This window comes from Bacillus mesophilum, assembly GCF_008923265.1.
GTDB lineage: Bacteria > Bacillota > Bacilli > Bacillales > Cytobacillaceae > Cytobacillus > Cytobacillus mesophilum.
Genome location: NZ_WBOT01000001.1, coordinates 807,750 through 823,280, shown reverse-complemented (window position 1 = coordinate 823,280; position 15,531 = coordinate 807,750). Strand labels below are relative to the sequence as shown.

The 15,531-nt window shown below is 38.4% G+C and carries 13 protein-coding genes and 2 pseudogenes; 5 read left to right on the top strand and 10 right to left on the bottom strand.

From position 1 onward, the window contains the following. Positions 1-64: 64 nt before the first annotated feature. The gene (acnA, locus tag F7732_RS04065; protein ID WP_151572358.1) at positions 65-2,773 is read right to left on the bottom strand and encodes an aconitate hydratase AcnA; all 2,709 of its coding nucleotides are present in this window, start codon (positions 2,771-2,773) and stop codon (positions 65-67) included. A gap of 347 nt (positions 2,774-3,120) precedes the next feature. Here acnA and sspO point away from each other — a divergent pair, with 347 nt between their 5' ends. Continuing rightward, complete coding sequence (sspO, locus tag F7732_RS04060) at positions 3,121-3,270, top strand: small acid-soluble spore protein O (RefSeq protein ID WP_151572357.1); 150 nt, start codon at positions 3,121-3,123, stop codon at positions 3,268-3,270. A gap of 90 nt (positions 3,271-3,360) precedes the next feature. On the opposite strand, the gene F7732_RS04055 is transcribed toward sspO, so the two are convergent. Further along, complete coding sequence (locus F7732_RS04055; protein WP_066445601.1) at positions 3,361-3,621, bottom strand: hypothetical protein; 261 nt, start codon at positions 3,619-3,621, stop codon at positions 3,361-3,363. A gap of 108 nt (positions 3,622-3,729) precedes the next feature. Between F7732_RS04055 and F7732_RS04050 the strand changes: the two genes are divergently transcribed. After that, a complete protein-coding gene (locus tag F7732_RS04050; protein WP_066445609.1) occupies positions 3,730-3,873 on the top strand; it encodes a small acid-soluble spore protein P in 144 nt (47 codons plus the stop codon). A 68-nt stretch (positions 3,874-3,941) separates the two neighbouring features. On the opposite strand, the gene selA is transcribed toward F7732_RS04050, so the two are convergent. Continuing rightward, positions 3,942-5,345: an L-seryl-tRNA(Sec) selenium transferase gene (gene selA / locus F7732_RS04045; protein ID WP_151572356.1), complete on the bottom strand. Its 1,404-nt coding sequence runs from the start codon at positions 5,343-5,345 to the stop codon at positions 3,942-3,944. A gap of 89 nt (positions 5,346-5,434) precedes the next feature. On the opposite strand from selA, the gene F7732_RS04040 reads away from it, so the two are divergent. Continuing rightward, a complete protein-coding gene (locus tag F7732_RS04040) occupies positions 5,435-5,818 on the top strand; it encodes an Hsp20/alpha crystallin family protein (RefSeq protein WP_240056521.1) in 384 nt (127 codons plus the stop codon). A 154-nt stretch (positions 5,819-5,972) separates the two neighbouring features. Here F7732_RS04040 and F7732_RS22530 read toward each other — a convergent pair. The 4 genes and pseudogenes from F7732_RS22530 to F7732_RS23390 all read right to left on the bottom strand — a co-directional run. After that, positions 5,973-6,155, bottom strand: a pseudogene (locus tag F7732_RS22530) (Rdx family protein); the annotation flags it as partial. Positions 6,156-6,306: 151 nt separating this feature from the next. Continuing rightward, positions 6,307-7,317 (bottom strand): DUF3231 family protein, encoded by a 1,011-nt coding sequence (locus F7732_RS04030; protein ID WP_151572353.1) that lies wholly within the window; start codon positions 7,315-7,317, stop codon positions 6,307-6,309. A 366-nt stretch (positions 7,318-7,683) separates the two neighbouring features. Further along, entirely contained in the window at positions 7,684-8,631 is a 948-nt protein-coding gene (locus F7732_RS23395) for a methyl-accepting chemotaxis protein (RefSeq protein WP_420837672.1), read from the bottom strand. Continuing rightward, positions 8,626-9,387: pseudogene (locus F7732_RS23390) on the bottom strand (MCP four helix bundle domain-containing protein); the annotation flags it as partial. The pseudogene F7732_RS23390 and the gene F7732_RS23395, both read right to left, overlap by 6 nt. 221 nt (positions 9,388-9,608) lie before the next feature. Between F7732_RS23390 and selD the strand changes: the two are divergent. Then, entirely contained in the window at positions 9,609-10,661 is a 1,053-nt protein-coding gene (gene selD, locus F7732_RS04020) for a selenide, water dikinase SelD (protein WP_151572351.1), read from the top strand. 67 nt (positions 10,662-10,728) lie between these two features. On the opposite strand, the gene F7732_RS04015 is transcribed toward selD, so the two are convergent. The 3 genes from F7732_RS04015 to F7732_RS04005 form a co-directional block, all read right to left on the bottom strand. Beyond that, on the bottom strand, positions 10,729-11,283 hold the full coding sequence (locus F7732_RS04015) for a CBO0543 family protein (protein WP_240056520.1): 555 nt from the start codon (positions 11,281-11,283) through the stop codon (positions 10,729-10,731). 361 nt (positions 11,284-11,644) lie between these two features. Then, complete coding sequence (locus tag F7732_RS04010) at positions 11,645-12,586, bottom strand: L-threonine 3-dehydrogenase (protein WP_151572350.1); 942 nt, start codon at positions 12,584-12,586, stop codon at positions 11,645-11,647. 203 nt (positions 12,587-12,789) lie between these two features. After that, positions 12,790-13,980 carry a glycine C-acetyltransferase gene (locus F7732_RS04005; RefSeq protein WP_151572349.1) on the bottom strand — a complete coding sequence of 397 codons (1,191 nt, stop codon included), beginning with the start codon at positions 13,978-13,980 and terminating at the stop codon, positions 12,790-12,792. Positions 13,981-14,291: 311 nt separating this feature from the next. Between F7732_RS04005 and arcA the strand changes: the two genes are divergently transcribed. Next, positions 14,292-15,524, top strand: a complete 1,233-nt coding sequence (gene arcA, locus F7732_RS04000; protein WP_151572348.1) for an arginine deiminase — start codon at positions 14,292-14,294, stop codon at positions 15,522-15,524. Positions 15,525-15,531 lie beyond the last annotated feature (7 nt).

Genomic DNA, 15,531 nt, shown 5'->3' with positions numbered 1-15,531 from the left:
ATTCTTTCCAAAAAAAAGAGAAAAACACCATGTGATTTTTCACATGGTGTTTAGCATATTCCTATTAGTTAGCAAGCTTTTCACGAAGAACCATTTGCAGAATTCCACCGTGACGGTAATAGTCGATTTCAACTTCAGAATCAAAGCGAACAAGTGCTTCGAATGTTAATTTGTTTCCATTTTCGTCCGTTGCAGTGACTTGAACAAAATCACGAGGACGAACGCTTTCGTCGATTTGTACAGAAATCTCCTCTTTACCTGTTAATCCAAGAGATTCAGCGCTATCTCCAGCTTTGAATTGAAGCGGAAGTACACCCATCAGCACTAGGTTAGAACGGTGGATACGCTCGTAGCTTTCAGCAATTACCGTCTTAATGCCAAGAAGGTTTGTACCTTTTGCTGCCCAGTCACGGGAAGATCCCATACCGTAATCTTTTCCTGCTAAAACAACTAGGCCAGTTCCATCTTCTTTGTATTTCATACAAGCATCATAGATTGAAGTTACTTCACCAGTTGGCCAGTAAGTAGTGAATCCGCCTTCTGTGCCTGGTGCAATTTGGTTGCGGATACGGATATTCGCAAATGTACCGCGCATCATGACTTCATGGTTTCCACGACGGGAACCATAAGAGTTAAAGTCACGAGGTTCAACGCCATTTTCACGCAAGTATTTGCCGGCTGGTGTATCTTTGCCGATTGCCCCTGCCGGTGAAATGTGGTCAGTTGTTACTGAGTCACCAAATTTACCTACAACGCGTAAACCTGCTAATGGTTTTACTTCATCCGCGTTAGGTGTTAATCCTTCAAAGAATGGTGGATTTTGAATATAAGTTGATGTTTCATCAAAGCTGTATAATGGCTCATTGCTCGTTTTAATTTCGTTCCAGCGAGCATTGTCATCAAATACATGCTCATATTCTTTGCGGAACAATTCAGGTGTAACGGTACGCTTAACAACTTCATTGATTTCTTCTGTAGTTGGCCAAATATCTTTGAAGAAGATATCTTTTCCGTCATTGCCTTTTCCTAAAGAATCGTTTTGAAGATCGATATCCACAGAACCAGCAAGTGCATAAGCAACAACTAATGGAGGTGAAGCTAAGTAGTTTGCTTTCACAAGCGGGTGAATACGGCCTTCAAAGTTACGGTTACCGGATAATACAGAAGTAACAAGCATATCATTATCCGAAATTGATTTCTCAATTTCTTCACGTAAAGGACCAGAGTTTCCGATACATGTTGTACAGCCATATCCTACAAGGTTAAAGCCAAGCTGCTCTAGATATGGAAGCAAGCCTGAATCATGAAGATATCCTGTAACAACCTTTGAACCAGGTGCTAACGATGTTTTTACGTATTTTGGTACTTCTAAACCAAGTTCAACTGCTTTTTTCGCAACTAAACCTGCGCCTACTAGCACGTATGGGTTTGAAGTATTCGTACAGCTTGTAATCGCCGCGATTGCCACTGCACCAGTTTTCATTACAGTTGAATCACCGTTATTAAATTCAACAGTTACTTCTTTATTGATTTCTTTTTTATCTAAACCAAAGCCTTGGTTTCCTTGTGGAGCTGTGATTGCTTTGTTGAATTCTTCTTTCATTACTGAAAGCGGAATTAAATCCTGCGGACGCTTAGGACCAGACAGGTTAGCTTCGATTGCAGTTAAATCAATTTCAACAACGTCTGTATAAACAGGCTCTAATGAAGGATCAAAGAATAAACCGTTTTCTTTGCAGTACTTTTCAACGATCTTAATTTGATCTTCTGAACGGCCTGTTAAACGCATATAATCGAGTGATTCTGCATCAATTGGGAAGAATCCGCAAGTTGCGCCATATTCAGGTGCCATATTGGCAATTGTCGCACGGTCTGCAAGCGGCAGTGCCGGCACTCCAGGTCCAAAGAACTCAACAAACTTGCCGACAACGCCAAAGCTGCGCAGCACTTGTGTTACTTTTAAAGCAAGGTCTGTTGCTGTTGCGCCATTTGGAAGTTCTCCTGTTAATTTGACACCAACTACTTCAGGAACAGGGAAGTATGAAGGCTGTCCTAGCATACCTGCTTCTGCTTCAATTCCGCCAACACCCCAGCCTAATACACCGATTCCATTGATCATTGTTGTATGTGAGTCAGTACCAACTAATGTATCCGGGAAAGTTTCAAAATCGCCTTCTGTTGTTTCAAGTGCATGAACAACATTCGCTAAGAATTCCAAGTTTACTTGGTGAACAATCCCTGTTGCAGGCGGTACTGCACGGTAGTTATCGAATGCTTTTTGTGCCCAGCTTAAGAACTGGTAACGCTCTGCATTTCGTTCAAATTCAAGCACCATGTTGGCTTCAAGTGAATCTGGTGTACCGTACTTATCAACTTGAACAGAGTGGTCAATAACAAGGTCAACCGGTTTTTCAGGATTGATTTTGTCAGGATCTCCACCCATATCTGCCATTGCTTTTCTTAATGAAGCTAAATCAACAACAGCTGGAACACCTGTGAAGTCTTGAAGAATAACACGAGATGGCTTGAATGGTACATCTACTTCACGTACTTCTGCAGTTCCCCATTTTGCTAAATTTTCAACATGCTCTTTTGTAATAACACGTCCGTCATACTGACGAAGGACAGACTCTAATAGAACCTTAACAGAATAAGGCAGTTTAGATACTTTTCCTATGCCAGCCTCTTCAAGTGCACCCAAATGATAGTAATGGTAACGCTTCCCGTCAATGTCAAAAGATTTGCGGGCATTAAAAACATCGTTCTTAGCCATACGATTTCCCCCTCAATTCGAACTCGTATTCATCATATAACAATTATTAGGTAATTGTCGAAAAGTTTGAATTTTGAACCATCCCTACTTTTCTCACAATTCTTATATTAATACAACCCTATATATAAGTAAATAACAAGAAAGTTATTGTTTTTGATAAGTTTTACTTATGATAAAGAGGATTATCAATTCAGAATTTGATTGGAAGCTTTAATTGATAGTGTTTTTCAATTAGCTGCTATTCCTCGTTTAATATTCTTTATTATTTCGGCATATTATTTAAGCTGGTATTTTCTTGCAACATAAAACAACAAAAATTACACAAAATGAAGATGGAGGTGTTGATTATGGCAAAAAGAAAATCAAATCATCTGATACCTGGAATGAATGCAGCAAAAGGACAAGGCATGGGAACTGGCTATAACGAAGAATTTGCCAATGAACCATTGACAGAGAAACAGAAGCAAAACAATAAGAAGCGTAAGAAAAATCAATAGCGAAAAACAAAAAAGGACATATTGCTGTCCTTTTTGTTTTGATACAAAATAATAAAGAAAAAGGCAGCTATATTGGCTGCCTCATCTCTGTTATTCAATCTCATTTACTTCAGTTACCATCGATGTTAGATCCTGCTGGAATCTTTCCAGCTGTTCCCTCTGACCATCAGAAGCAACTTCAAGTGCGTTTTGAATTTGCTCGTATGCTTCATTTACTTCCTGTTTAAGATGTTTGAGCTGATGACCATATGCTGAAGAATCGCGTACGATCTCATAATATAATTCTTGGGCATCCTCGAGACCTTGCTGTGCAGCCTGGAATGCCTGTTGTTTATCTTTATGATATGGCATGATATTTCCTCCTTATTTGATTTGTAACATTAAATTGCGCAGTCCTCCTCGAAAATATTCCGCATAATTTTCTTTGTGTTTTCCATCCTATAAGTAGGAGGGATGGTAATGAATAAAAATGACGGCAAGGATATGCGAAAAAATGCACCTAAAGGAGATCAGCACGGCCAGCCTGAGCCATTAAGAGGATCTAAAAAGGTGAAAAACCGCAATCATTCCAGACAAAAGCACAATTCACATCATGATATGTAAAAAAACCATAAATACAAAAGCGATGTCATCTTCGACATCGCTTTTCCTATTGTATGATTAATTCCCTGTTATTGAATGACTTTTAAGGCTTGCAGGATCATCTGCTCTTCTTCATCGGTAACTGTTCGAAGATCGATTTGCAGCTCTTCGTGTTTAATGCGAGTGACAATGGCAGGTTTTTCGTTCCGGAGTGCTTTTGCAAGCTGAATGGCTGACTTGGTTTGATGCTGTATGGCTATACAGTAGGATGGCAATTCAACGTCAGGCATCGTTCCTCCCCCAACATACGCGATGCTCTCAAAGATCTCAGCTTTATATACAGAAGTTAAAGCAGCGAGCTTATCCGTGAAGCGAAGCGCGCGATCATGCTGAAGATTTAGTGGAACCAGCAAATCACGCAGGACAGGAATCTTATTTAGCTCCTCTCCCCCTTTTGCATAATGCATTAATGTGCCTTCAAGTGCAGCTAATGTCATCTTGTCTACTCTTAGCACACGGGCTAGCTGATGCCTTTTCAGCCTTTGAATGAGCTCCTTTTTCCCTGCAATAATACCCGCCTGCGGCCCGCCAAGCAGTTTATCACCGCTAAAAGATACAAGATGCACGCCCTGTGCTAATACTTCCTTTACAGTAGGCTCATCTCCAATGCCTTTACTTCGGAAATCAAATAAAGCGCCGCTGCCAAGATCTTCATAAAACAAGATATTATTCTCTGAAGCTAAGTGAGCAAGCTCCTTTGTTCCAACAGTATTTGTGAAACCAATCACTTTAAAATTACTTGTATGTACTTTCATAATCATAGCTGTTTCTGAAAGGATGGCATTCTCATAATCAGCTAAATGTGTTTTATTTGTGGTCCCTACCTCAATCAGTTTTGCTCCACTCTCTTCCATTATGGATGAGACACGAAAGGAGCCGCCAATTTCGACTAGCTGTCCTCTCGACACAATCACTTCGCTATCTTGAGCAAGTGCCTTAAGGATTAAATAAACTGCAGCTGCATTGTTATTCACAACCATAGCTGCTTCGGCACCTGTAATCGTTCTAATTAAGGTTTCAGCATGCACGTGCCGCGAGCCTCTTTCACCATTAAACAAATCATACTCAAGGTTTGAATAGGACTGAGCTGTTTCAACGACATGCTTCATTGCGTTCTCACTCATTCTTGCTCTTCCCAAATTTGTATGGAGGATGGTGCCTGTGGCATTTATCGCTTTTTTTAATGTATATTGAAACTCCGTTTGAATGGCTTCCTCAACACGCTGAAAAACCTCATCATAAAATAAGGCATCACCAGGGGCAGCACCATGCCATTCACCTTGCAGCAAAAGATGGCGTACTTCAGTTATAACGGATTTAAGCCGGTTTGATGCATATACTGAATCAATACTATATTTTTCTTTTATCTCTAGAAAACAATGATGTTTTAATAATTCATGAATGGGCGGAATATTCTTTAATACTTCTTTCACCGCGGTCCCTCCAATCTGTGGCAACTTTAGTATATCATTTTTCACACATAGGCATGAGCTGAATATATTATCGTTGAGGAGGTTTCATGATGAATGACCATAATGAACATAAAAAGGCTGATATGTCTGAGGTTGAAAAGTGGATGGAACAATTTTTCCTTGATCCGCTGACATCTTATATGGATCAACTTACTTTTCGCATCGATTTATATGAAACCCATACACATATTATTGTTGAGGCTTTATTGCCGGATGTGGATCCGGAAGATATAGACATTGTATTAGAGGATTATAATATGACAATAGCTGCGAAAAAGAAAAATAAAGAATCTTGCAGCAGGAAGATCGAATTGCCTTTTCGAGTGGCAGACAAAAGAGTCCATGCCCACTTTGCTAACGGTATTCTTGAAGTGTGGATTGATAAGTATCGAAGCGGCAACGGGAAAAAAAGATATATCATTATAAGTGAGTAAGTCGTTTTTTAACATCTAGTTAACATAATAATTTTATTGTATTTTAAACAAGGAAATACATTAATAAATGATCTTCTCCTTTAATAACTAAATGATGAAAAAACCTTTCTTTATTTTAGCAAAAGAGCTTCATAAAGAAAGGTTAACCTAGCAATTATGCTTCTATTAGATCAATAATCTGCTGTGATTTTGGAAAAACACCAGTTTCCTTTTTCGAGTAAATATTCTCATTGTTCAATGTCACTTCAAATACACCGCCTGAGCTAGGAATTAACTCAAGGCTAGTGATGTTTCCACGAAAATGTGTAAAAAGATCTTCCGCGAGACCCGCGGCTTTAGGTGCGTAGTTTCACATCATGCAAAATTCAATTTTTATTGTATGCTTCATGTTTAAATCCCCCTTAATACTGTGAAAATTCACTAAACGTTCACATTTAAGATTGTAGTACAACTTAAAGCTTTTGGCAATGTGGTTGAATTAAACAATGTTATGCTTCGCCTTTATTTCTGACCAATTTTTCTCGGTCAATGGTTCCAGGAGGCTGTTCAAGCCAATTATTTTTTATCATAATGTCAGCTCCTTGTTTTGCATACCTGGCAATTTCAAAAGACAATCGCTCATAGTTGATAGCCAAATCACTGCGCTGACTAGCTGCAGCTGCTGTCGCATAATTGCCTGTCCCTGCAGCACTTAGCAATGCCATGTGAAACATCACTAATTGATCTGAAAAGATCTGTGTTGTTGTCTCTGTTACACATTCGTCGGGAGATGTAGGAGCTGAAATATTATTTTCTAATAATGTACGGATAAAGACAGCCATTTGTTTTTCTGAGATCTGTTTTCCTCGCAGCATATATTCCTGCACTTCAGTGCGAGGTGATGTCTGACCAAACGCCAAGCATAATTTTACGCCAATTGAATTGGTTTGAATGTTGAGAAATAAATGAGATATTTCAATGGCGTTTAATGGCCGTTTTTTAGAAAAAGGATTAAGGCCACTTAAATACTTGCTCGAGTCAACATAATCTGTCTCAGATGGCAGTGGAATATAAGGAGCTCTTACATAAAGTCCATTTTTTATCATTACTTTTAAAGTTGTTTCATACAAATTTCTTGTTTCTAGAAGTGCTTTTGAATAAAAATCAACAATATCTTCTCTTGCACTCATGGCAAGCATTCCGCTATAGCCAACCATACCTGCTTTAGCCATATGATTAATATATGTGACACAAAAAGCATCAGAAAAAAGACGTGGTGCATTTAGATTAACGTCTTTTTTTGTAAAGCCTGTTGGCTTTGCATACTTTTCCTTTTCAAATAAATGGGTTAATTTTTCTATATGTACGCATGCAATTTCTAATGCAGATTCTATTATCTTTTTTATCTCCTGATCATCTGCATATTTCAACATATGTGAAAGGATACAGCAGGACATACTGTCGTTTTGAAAAGAAGTCCAGAGAATCCCGATTTCTGAAGCCATTAATGGTTGTTTCATACATCATCCTCCCATTTATTAGTATTGACGAGGTGAACAGGTTTATCCATGAATTTATGAGATAGGATAATAAAAGTTAAGAATTTTCCGAATATTAATGTGAGTTGAGCTTTACATTTAAAGTCTAATGAACTTTAGGCGGAAATCTACTTAAATTATCTAAATATGGATAACCATTACGAGAAAACTCGAAAACAAACGAGATAAATGGAAGTATTCCAATTATTCTTCGTGCATAATCAAAATGAATGCGAACCAAAAAAGATGCATAGAGACTAAACGTCCCCTGCATCTTCTTATCCCGCTTCTTGAGTATATATATTTAAATTTTTTCAGAAACTAGTTCCTTCACATAAGACAGTAATATTATAGTTTAAAGTGATTCAATTCATTCGCAAGTTCTTCAGCCAGCTTGTTTAAACCCTCGGCAGATGCACTGATTTCTTGTATCGTCGCAAGCTGCTGTTCAGACGATACAGCAACGTGGCCAGTGTGATTTGATGTTTGATTTGCTAGAGATGCCAGGGATTCTATCGTCTCATTTACTTCTTCTGACGAAGCAGCCATCTCCTCTGCTGAGAATGTAACTTCTGCCATTCGATTTGAAACCATTCCAATTGATTTTAGAATTTCAGCAAAAGATAATCCTGTTTCATTTATAATTTTTGTGCCGGATTCTACTTCTTGTTTTCCTTGAGACATTGATCGAACAGCTTCGTTTGTGTCATTTTGTATTTGAGTTATTAGCTCTGCGATTTGATAAGCTGATTTATTTGATTGCTCAGCTAACTTACGCACCTCGTCAGCTACCACTGCAAATCCTTTTCCATTCTCTCCTGCTCTGGCAGCCTCGATTGCTGCATTCAAGGCGAGAAGATTGGTTTGTTCTGAGATTTCTCTTATGACATTGATAATTTGTCCGATTTCACTTGATCTCTGTCCGAGCAATTCCACTTGCTTAGTTCCTGAAGCAACAGCTGTTTCAATTGAATTCATTTGAGATATGGTACTTTCAACTAATGTATGCCCATTTTGTACATGCTTGGCAGCATTTTGCGATTCATTTGAGACTGCTGCTGCTGATTCTGCAACCAGCTGGACACCAGCTGATAATCGCGTCATTGCTTTTACTGATTCTCCTGCACTTACTGCTGAACTGTCCGCCCCAGCAGCTATATCTTGAAGTGAAGCAGCAGCTAGTTCCGCACTCTTGACGGTTTCTTCAGCAGAGCTATTGAATTGCTGTGAAGAAGCAGCAACCTGTTTTGTGGTTTCCGCGACTTTTTCAAGCAATCTTTTTAAGCTGGCTGACATTTTATTAATCGCTAGGAAGAGACGTCCAATTTCATCCTTGGATCTAGTTTGTAACGGCCTGCCTGTTAAATCTCCGTCTGCTATCTCTTCAAGTCTTTTCACAACTGAAATAATCGGTCTTGTTAATTTCACTGAATTGGTAATGGCAATGATGGCTGAACCAATAATAGCGATGATCGAGATAAAAATAATTATGATGGAGTTTCTTAGAGCTAAGTCATTCACTTGCGCTGTTTCAGTATGTGTAGCAGCGTTCTGAACATCTACTACATTCATCCAGGAATTAATTGCATCTTCACTGTAAGGCAAGCACAGCTCTTCCATTAAGCTAATGGCCCCTTCTAGGTCTCCGCTATCAAAAAGAGGAATAATCTCATCCGTCACCAGATCTTGCCACTTTTGTGTTTTTTCTAATGCATCTGTGAATGCTGCCGATATCACGTCAGATGATTCTCTCTTAGTCAGCTTACTTTGAAGCTCTAATGCTAATTCATTAGCCTTTTCTGACTCATTTAGAAATTTTTCTTTAAACTGGTGGTCTCCAAAGAGAACATAATCTCTGGCAATCTTAGCCCTATATGCTACACTAAATGACATTTCATTTACAGCTTCAACCATATTCATGTCGTTATCAGTTATTTTTTTTAAACTTGACGAAATAGAATTAATGGTTAAAAAACTAAATACTGAAATACAAGTCATGAGCAATACAATAACAGCAAAACTGCCTAGCAGTTTGATCTTGATGCTCTTCATACATGCGTCCCCCAAGTTATTTTTATATGTATTAAACCCTATTATGTTTAAGCGATTATGTTTGTTTAATAACTAAATTAAATTATCACAACTAAGACTTTTTTACTAGTTAATAAATGTAAAATACGTGTAAAGAATGTGCTTTTACTTTTAATTAAGACTTTTTTTAGCTTTAATTTATTGAATAAATAAAGGTATACTGTTGTATGGAGGTGCTTAACATGAGTGAACATGAAAAAATTCGTCTGACATCATTGTCTACAAAAGCTGGCTGAGGCTGCAAAATTGGTCCTGAGGACTTGGCGCAAGTTTTGCGTCTGCTGCCTAAGCAAGAAAAAGTGCCAGAGCTGCTCGTTGGGCATGAAACATCAGATGATGCAGGAGTTTATCAATTAACGGATACAATTGCCCTCATTCAAACGATTGACTACTTTACTCCAATTGTGGATGATCCATATATGTTCGGCCAAATTGCCGCCGCCAACGCTTTAAGCGATGTCTATGCGATGGGCGGTCAGCCGAAAACGGTATTAAACATTGTCGGCTACCCAGTAAAAAAACTAGGTGCTGATATGCTCTCTGAGATTTTAAGAGGAGCGGCTGATAAAGTAAAAGAGTCAGGTGCAGTGACAGTTGGGGGTCATTCTATTGATGATCAGGAGCCTAAATTTGGTCTCTCTGTTACAGGCATTGTACATCCGGATAAAGTATGGAAAAATGTTGGCGCATTACCTGGTGATGTTTTAGTTTTAACGAAGCCAATTGGTGTGGGAATTATAACTACAGGCATTAAGAGAAATGCTGTTACAAGTGAGCAAGAACAAAGAGTAACTGAAGTTATGGCTGAACTAAATAAAACTGCCGCAGAAATTCTGATGGATTTTTCTCCGCATGCAGTAACAGACGTAACAGGATTCGGACTTCTGGGACATGGAAGCGAAATGGCTAAAGGAAGCAATGTTAGCTTAGAAATCACTGTAGATCATGTACCTGTATTAGATGGTGCAATAGAACTGGCGGAGGCTGGAATAGTGCCTGGTGGTTCTAAAGCGAATCATAAGTGGCTGTTAAACGATGTCGATTATGGATCAATAGGTGAAGAAATACAGCTTCTTCTATGTGATGCGATTACATCAGGCGGTTTACTCGTCGCAATGCCGGAAGAACAAGCCCAGACATACGTGGAGAAATTACATCAAGCAGGCTTAATCCATTCCTCCATCATTGGGAAAGTAACGGCTCCGAAGGAAAAGCTGATTTTTATTCGCGATTAATCAATATTGAAAGAACCCATTTTAAAATCTCAGAGCTTTTTGCTCTGAGATTTTTGGGTTAAATAAACTAATCTACTGCATGGAAGGATTTTCGTCTGCTAAACCAATGAGAGAGCAAGTACATAATTGTCAGGATTATAAATGAATAATGCAGGGACCAATCAATTTTTTTATATAAATCAATTACACTTAACAAAGGCAAACCAATATATGCACCGAAAACCCCAAAGATTATTGCTTTTATAAAAGGATTTAGGTTCGGTTTAATTTGAATTAACAGCATAGCAAAAACCGGAAGAAGAGATAACCTAAAAGAAAAGCTGACAGTTGCTATAGGTATAACTTTTACAGGGTACACCCATTTGCCTAAACCAACTCCAACGATATCAAGAACTTCTGATAAAACCATTAATAGCAACCCAGCTGCAAAAATACGAGCTGAACTTTTACGATCTCGAAAGATAAACCAAATAATCCAGGGAATGATTATCATCGCCAGGGCGATCCACCATTGCCATGTAAACAAGAATGCATTATTCACTGCTTCCATTGTTAACCTATTTGCTTCAACAATATGTTCCGATGCTTTATCAATTTGTTTTAAACCTTCCTGATAAGTCATACATACCATCCCTCTTACTTTAAATGATCTCAAGTCCGTAATAAAATGCTTTTTTTGAACCATTGATCCTTAATATTTTCCAATTTCCTTTTATTCATTCGTAATTACAGGATGATATGGAAGTGATCAGGGAATTAATTATTTTTAACTTGAAGGAGACATCTTCAATTGGCAGATGGAATGAAGTTAATTTGTCATAACAACAATTAACCTGGGTTCTTCTGCCCTATCGAAATGCTGCTAATACGGCACTCTATAAAAAAAACAGGGTGACAATCCCTTTTGTCACCCTGTTATATTTCTATTCTATTTTGTATCATTACACTCATCTTTGAATGGTTTTACCCCTGAATAAGATTATTTATTTTTGTTTAAGTTTATCCAGCATATTCTCTGTCATCTTCCCTAAGTCAAAGTTGGCTTTGAAACCCCATTCTTCGACTGCGGCAGAGTCATCAATGGAATTTGGCCAGCTATCAGCGATGCTTTGGCGAATAGGGTCAACCTTATATGAGATTTCAAAATGAGGAATATGTTTTCTAATTTCTGCAGCAATCTGCTCAGGTTCAAAGCTCATCGCAGTAACGTTAAACGAATTTCGGTGCTTAAGCTTACTTGGATCGGCCTCCATTAATTGAACGATTGCATCCAAAGCATCTGGCATATACATCATATCCATATATGTTCCTTTATCAATATAGGAAGTATATTTGCCATTCTTAACTGCTTCATAGTAGATTTCCACAGCGTAGTCTGTTGTACCGCCGCCTGGAGGAGTGACATATGAAATTAAACCAGGAAAACGCAATCCTCTTGTGTCCACTCCGAACTTATGAAAATAATAATCTGACAACAATTCTCCAGCTACCTTATTTACTCCATACATCGTTGTTGGTCGATGTATAGTATCCTGAGGTGTTCGATCTTTAGGAGTTGATGGTCCGAATGCACCAATTGAGCTTGGTGTGAAGAATTGGGCTTTTAATTCTCTCGCCGTCTCAAGAGCGTTCATCAGTCCGCCCATGTTTAGATTCCAAGCAAAAACAGGGTTTGCTTCCGCTGTTGCCGACAACAGGGCAGCCATATGGATTACACTATCAACATTGTATTTTTTTGCAACCTCTAACATCGTTCGTGCATCCGTCACGTCTACCATTTCAAAAGGACCAGACAAAGCAGCTTCTGTTTCATTTTTTCTTATATCCGTTGCGATAACTTGATCTGCACCATAAATTTCTCTCAATTTCACTGTAAGCTCTGAACCAATTTGCCCTAATGCCCCAGTAATCATTATTCGTTTCATACTCATCCCCCAGCCCTTTCTAATGAAGACAAAGCCCTATAGCTTTATTGATTTTAACAAACTTTTGTTCTTTATTCTTTGATGACAGTTCCAAGGAATTGATCCTTTGAATATTTGGAAGGAAAAGTAACGAGGAAATTCCAGTCGCTTCCTTTTCAGTTAGAGGGAAGGATTATCAATGTTCCTTCCCTTCACCATTTTCTTTAAATCAATCCCATTTCCTTTCCTGCTTTTTCATAAATTCCAAGTGCTTCATCAAGCATTTCAGTTGTATGTGCAGCAGAAGGCATATTTCTTACACGGCCTGTTCCTCTTGGTACAGTCGGAAACACGATCGATTTTGCATAAACACCCTTTTCATTTAGGCGCTTGCTGAACTCCTGCGTTTTTACTTCGTCTCCGATAATGCATGGTGTTATTGGTGTTTCACTTTCTCCAATGTCAAAGCCAAGCTTTTTCAGGCCATCCTTAAGGTAATTGGCATTTTCCCATAGCTTTTCATTTAGCTCGGTGCTCTCCATTAAAATTTCAATGGATTTAATACATGCAGCAATATCTGCAGGTGTTAAAGATGTGGAGAATAAGAATGGTCTGCTGCGGACCTTTAACCAATCAATTAACGATTGCTTTCCGGCAACATAGCCGCCTACAACCCCAATTGCTTTTGAAAGTGTCCCAATTTGGAAATCAATTTTATCGGATAAACCAAAATGCTTAACAGTACCCGCTCCTTTGCCCAGAACGCCTGAACCATGTGCATCATCAACATATGTAATTAAGTCAAACTCTTCTGCAATCTCCACAATCTCTGGCAGCTTCGCAATGTCACCGTCCATGGAGAAAACGCCATCTGTAATCACCATGATCTTATTATAAAGACCTGACTCGGTTGCTTCTTTTGCCTTCGTACGTAAATCATCCATATCTGAATGATTGAATCTAATGATTTTTGCTTTTGATAGACGGCAGCCGTCAATGATAGAAGCGTGGTTTAATTCATCAGACAAAATGGCATCATTTTTGTCCATTACAGCTGAAATAGCAGCCATATTGCAATTAAATCCTGATTGATAAGCAATTGCTGCTTCGGTATACTTAAATTGTGCAAGTTTTTCTTCAAGCTCCAAATGGATATCGAGCGTACCGTTTATCGTTCTAACAGCCCCTGCTCCTACACCATATTTTTCTACAGCTTCTCTTGCAGCTTTCTTTAATCTTTCATCTGTTGCCAGTCCTAAATAATTATTAGAAGATAAATTAATGAGTTCTTTCCCATTAATTTTGATCTTTGGACCATTTGGACTCTCCAATGGATCAATTACATTATATAAACCTCTGCCTTTTAGATCATTTAAATTTTCATCAAGGAATGAATCTAATTTTTTGCTTGTCATAATTTAGCCTCCATTCGATCTTTTTTATAAAAATAATACATTTGTCCTCTCTTGAAGGACAGTGAAAACCTTATATTGTTGAGCATTTCCACTTATAACTTTATCATATTTTTTTGTTTTGTACATATATAGCGGACATAAATTTTTGAGACTTATGCATGATTTTACGCTCCCATCCCATACTATTGGTGAAAATATTCGCTTTTATCCTTCGAAGGAGGGGGTGAATATTTATACATGTAATTGATCTGTTTACTCTACCAATTTGAAGGGAACGGCTCAAATAGAAAGAAATTAGGAGGAAATATAGAATGCAGCAGCAATTAAATGTAACTTCAGAAATCGGTAGACTTAAAACAGTTATGCTACATAGACCAGGATTAGAAATCGAGCATTTAATGCCACAATACTTAGAAAGACTATTATTCGATGATACTCCTCACCTTCCCATCATTCAAAAAGAACATGACTATTTTGCACAACAATTAACGAATAGAGACATCGAAGTTTTATATCTTGACGTTTTAATGAAAGAAGCCGTACAGAATCAGGATGCAAGGCAATATTTTATGCATGAGATCTTAAAAGATGGCTTGGAAAACTTAGACGGCTCATACGACAGTGTAAAAGAGTACTTTCAATCATTAGAAGGAGACGAGCTCGTCAGTATTGTCATGTCAGGAGTGCCTAAATCGAAAATTCCGAAAAGCAAGCAAGTGCACCTGCATGAAATAACAAATGAGCACTATCCGTTTTATTTAGATCCGATGCCAAATCTTTATTTTACGAGAGATCCAGCAGCGGTCATTGGGAATGGGCTTTCCATTAATCGTATGTATGAGCCTGCCAGAAGGCGTGAGTCCATCTTTGTTGATACGATTATGAAGTATCACCCCCGCTTTCGAGATGCTCAAACACAAACGTACTTCTCCAGGAATGATGTTTATTCAATGGAGGGCGGCGATCAGCTTGTTTTAAGCAGTGAAGTTTTAGCAATTGGCGTAAGTGCAAGAACAACTGCTCAAGGAATTGAAAAATTAGCATCAGAAGTATTTAAGCAGAACAATACCTTTAAGAAGGTAATGGCAGTTGAGATTCCGAAAAAGAGAGCTTATATGCATTTAGATACTGTGTTTACAATGGTTGATTATGACAAATTCACCTATCATCCCGGCATTGAAAGTGAAGAAGGCGGACTTAATATTTATATTCTTGAAAAAACAAGCGAAGAAGGCGAATTTGCGATTTCCAGGAAATCTGATTTAACAAGTGCATTAAAGGAAGTGTTAAATCTTAAAGAAATCACGTTAATTCCCTGTGGAGGCGGATGTCCGATCGCAGCTGCCCGGGAGCAATGGAATGATGGGTCTAATACACTTTCCATCGCACCAGGCGTTGTTGTTACCTACGACCGCAATACGGTCACCAATAAAGTTCTCCGTGAGCATGGAATTGAAGTCATCGAAATTGAAAGCTCAGAGCTATCGAGAGGAAGAGGCGGCCCTAGGTGTATGAGTATGCCGCTGGTTAGAGAGAATTTATAAGAAAAGC

What these genes read in the sequence shown, in the direction of transcription:
- acnA (WP_151572358.1), bottom strand. Translation starts at nt 2,773, where the DNA reads ATGGCTAAGAACGATGTTTTTAATGCCCGCAAATCTTTTGACATTGAC.
- sspO (WP_151572357.1), top strand. Translation starts at nt 3,121, where the DNA reads ATGGCAAAAAGAAAATCAAATCATCTGATACCTGGAATGAATGCAGCA.
- F7732_RS04055 (WP_066445601.1), bottom strand. Translation starts at nt 3,621, where the DNA reads ATGCCATATCATAAAGATAAACAACAGGCATTCCAGGCTGCACAGCAA.
- F7732_RS04050 (WP_066445609.1), top strand. Translation starts at nt 3,730, where the DNA reads ATGAATAAAAATGACGGCAAGGATATGCGAAAAAATGCACCTAAAGGA.
- F7732_RS04040 (WP_240056521.1), top strand. Translation starts at nt 5,435, where the DNA reads ATGAATGACCATAATGAACATAAAAAGGCTGATATGTCTGAGGTTGAA.
- F7732_RS04030 (WP_151572353.1), bottom strand. Translation starts at nt 7,317, where the DNA reads ATGAAACAACCATTAATGGCTTCAGAAATCGGGATTCTCTGGACTTCT.
- F7732_RS23395 (WP_420837672.1), bottom strand. Translation starts at nt 8,631, where the DNA reads ATGTCAGCCAGCTTAAAAAGATTGCTTGAAAAAGTCGCGGAAACCACA.
- F7732_RS04015 (WP_240056520.1), bottom strand. Translation starts at nt 11,283, where the DNA reads ATGACTTATCAGGAAGGTTTAAAACAAATTGATAAAGCATCGGAACAT.
- F7732_RS04010 (WP_151572350.1), bottom strand. Translation starts at nt 12,586, where the DNA reads ATGAAACGAATAATGATTACTGGGGCATTAGGGCAAATTGGTTCAGAG.
- F7732_RS04005 (WP_151572349.1), bottom strand. Translation starts at nt 13,980, where the DNA reads ATGACAAGCAAAAAATTAGATTCATTCCTTGATGAAAATTTAAATGAT.
- arcA (WP_151572348.1), top strand. Translation starts at nt 14,292, where the DNA reads ATGCAGCAGCAATTAAATGTAACTTCAGAAATCGGTAGACTTAAAACA.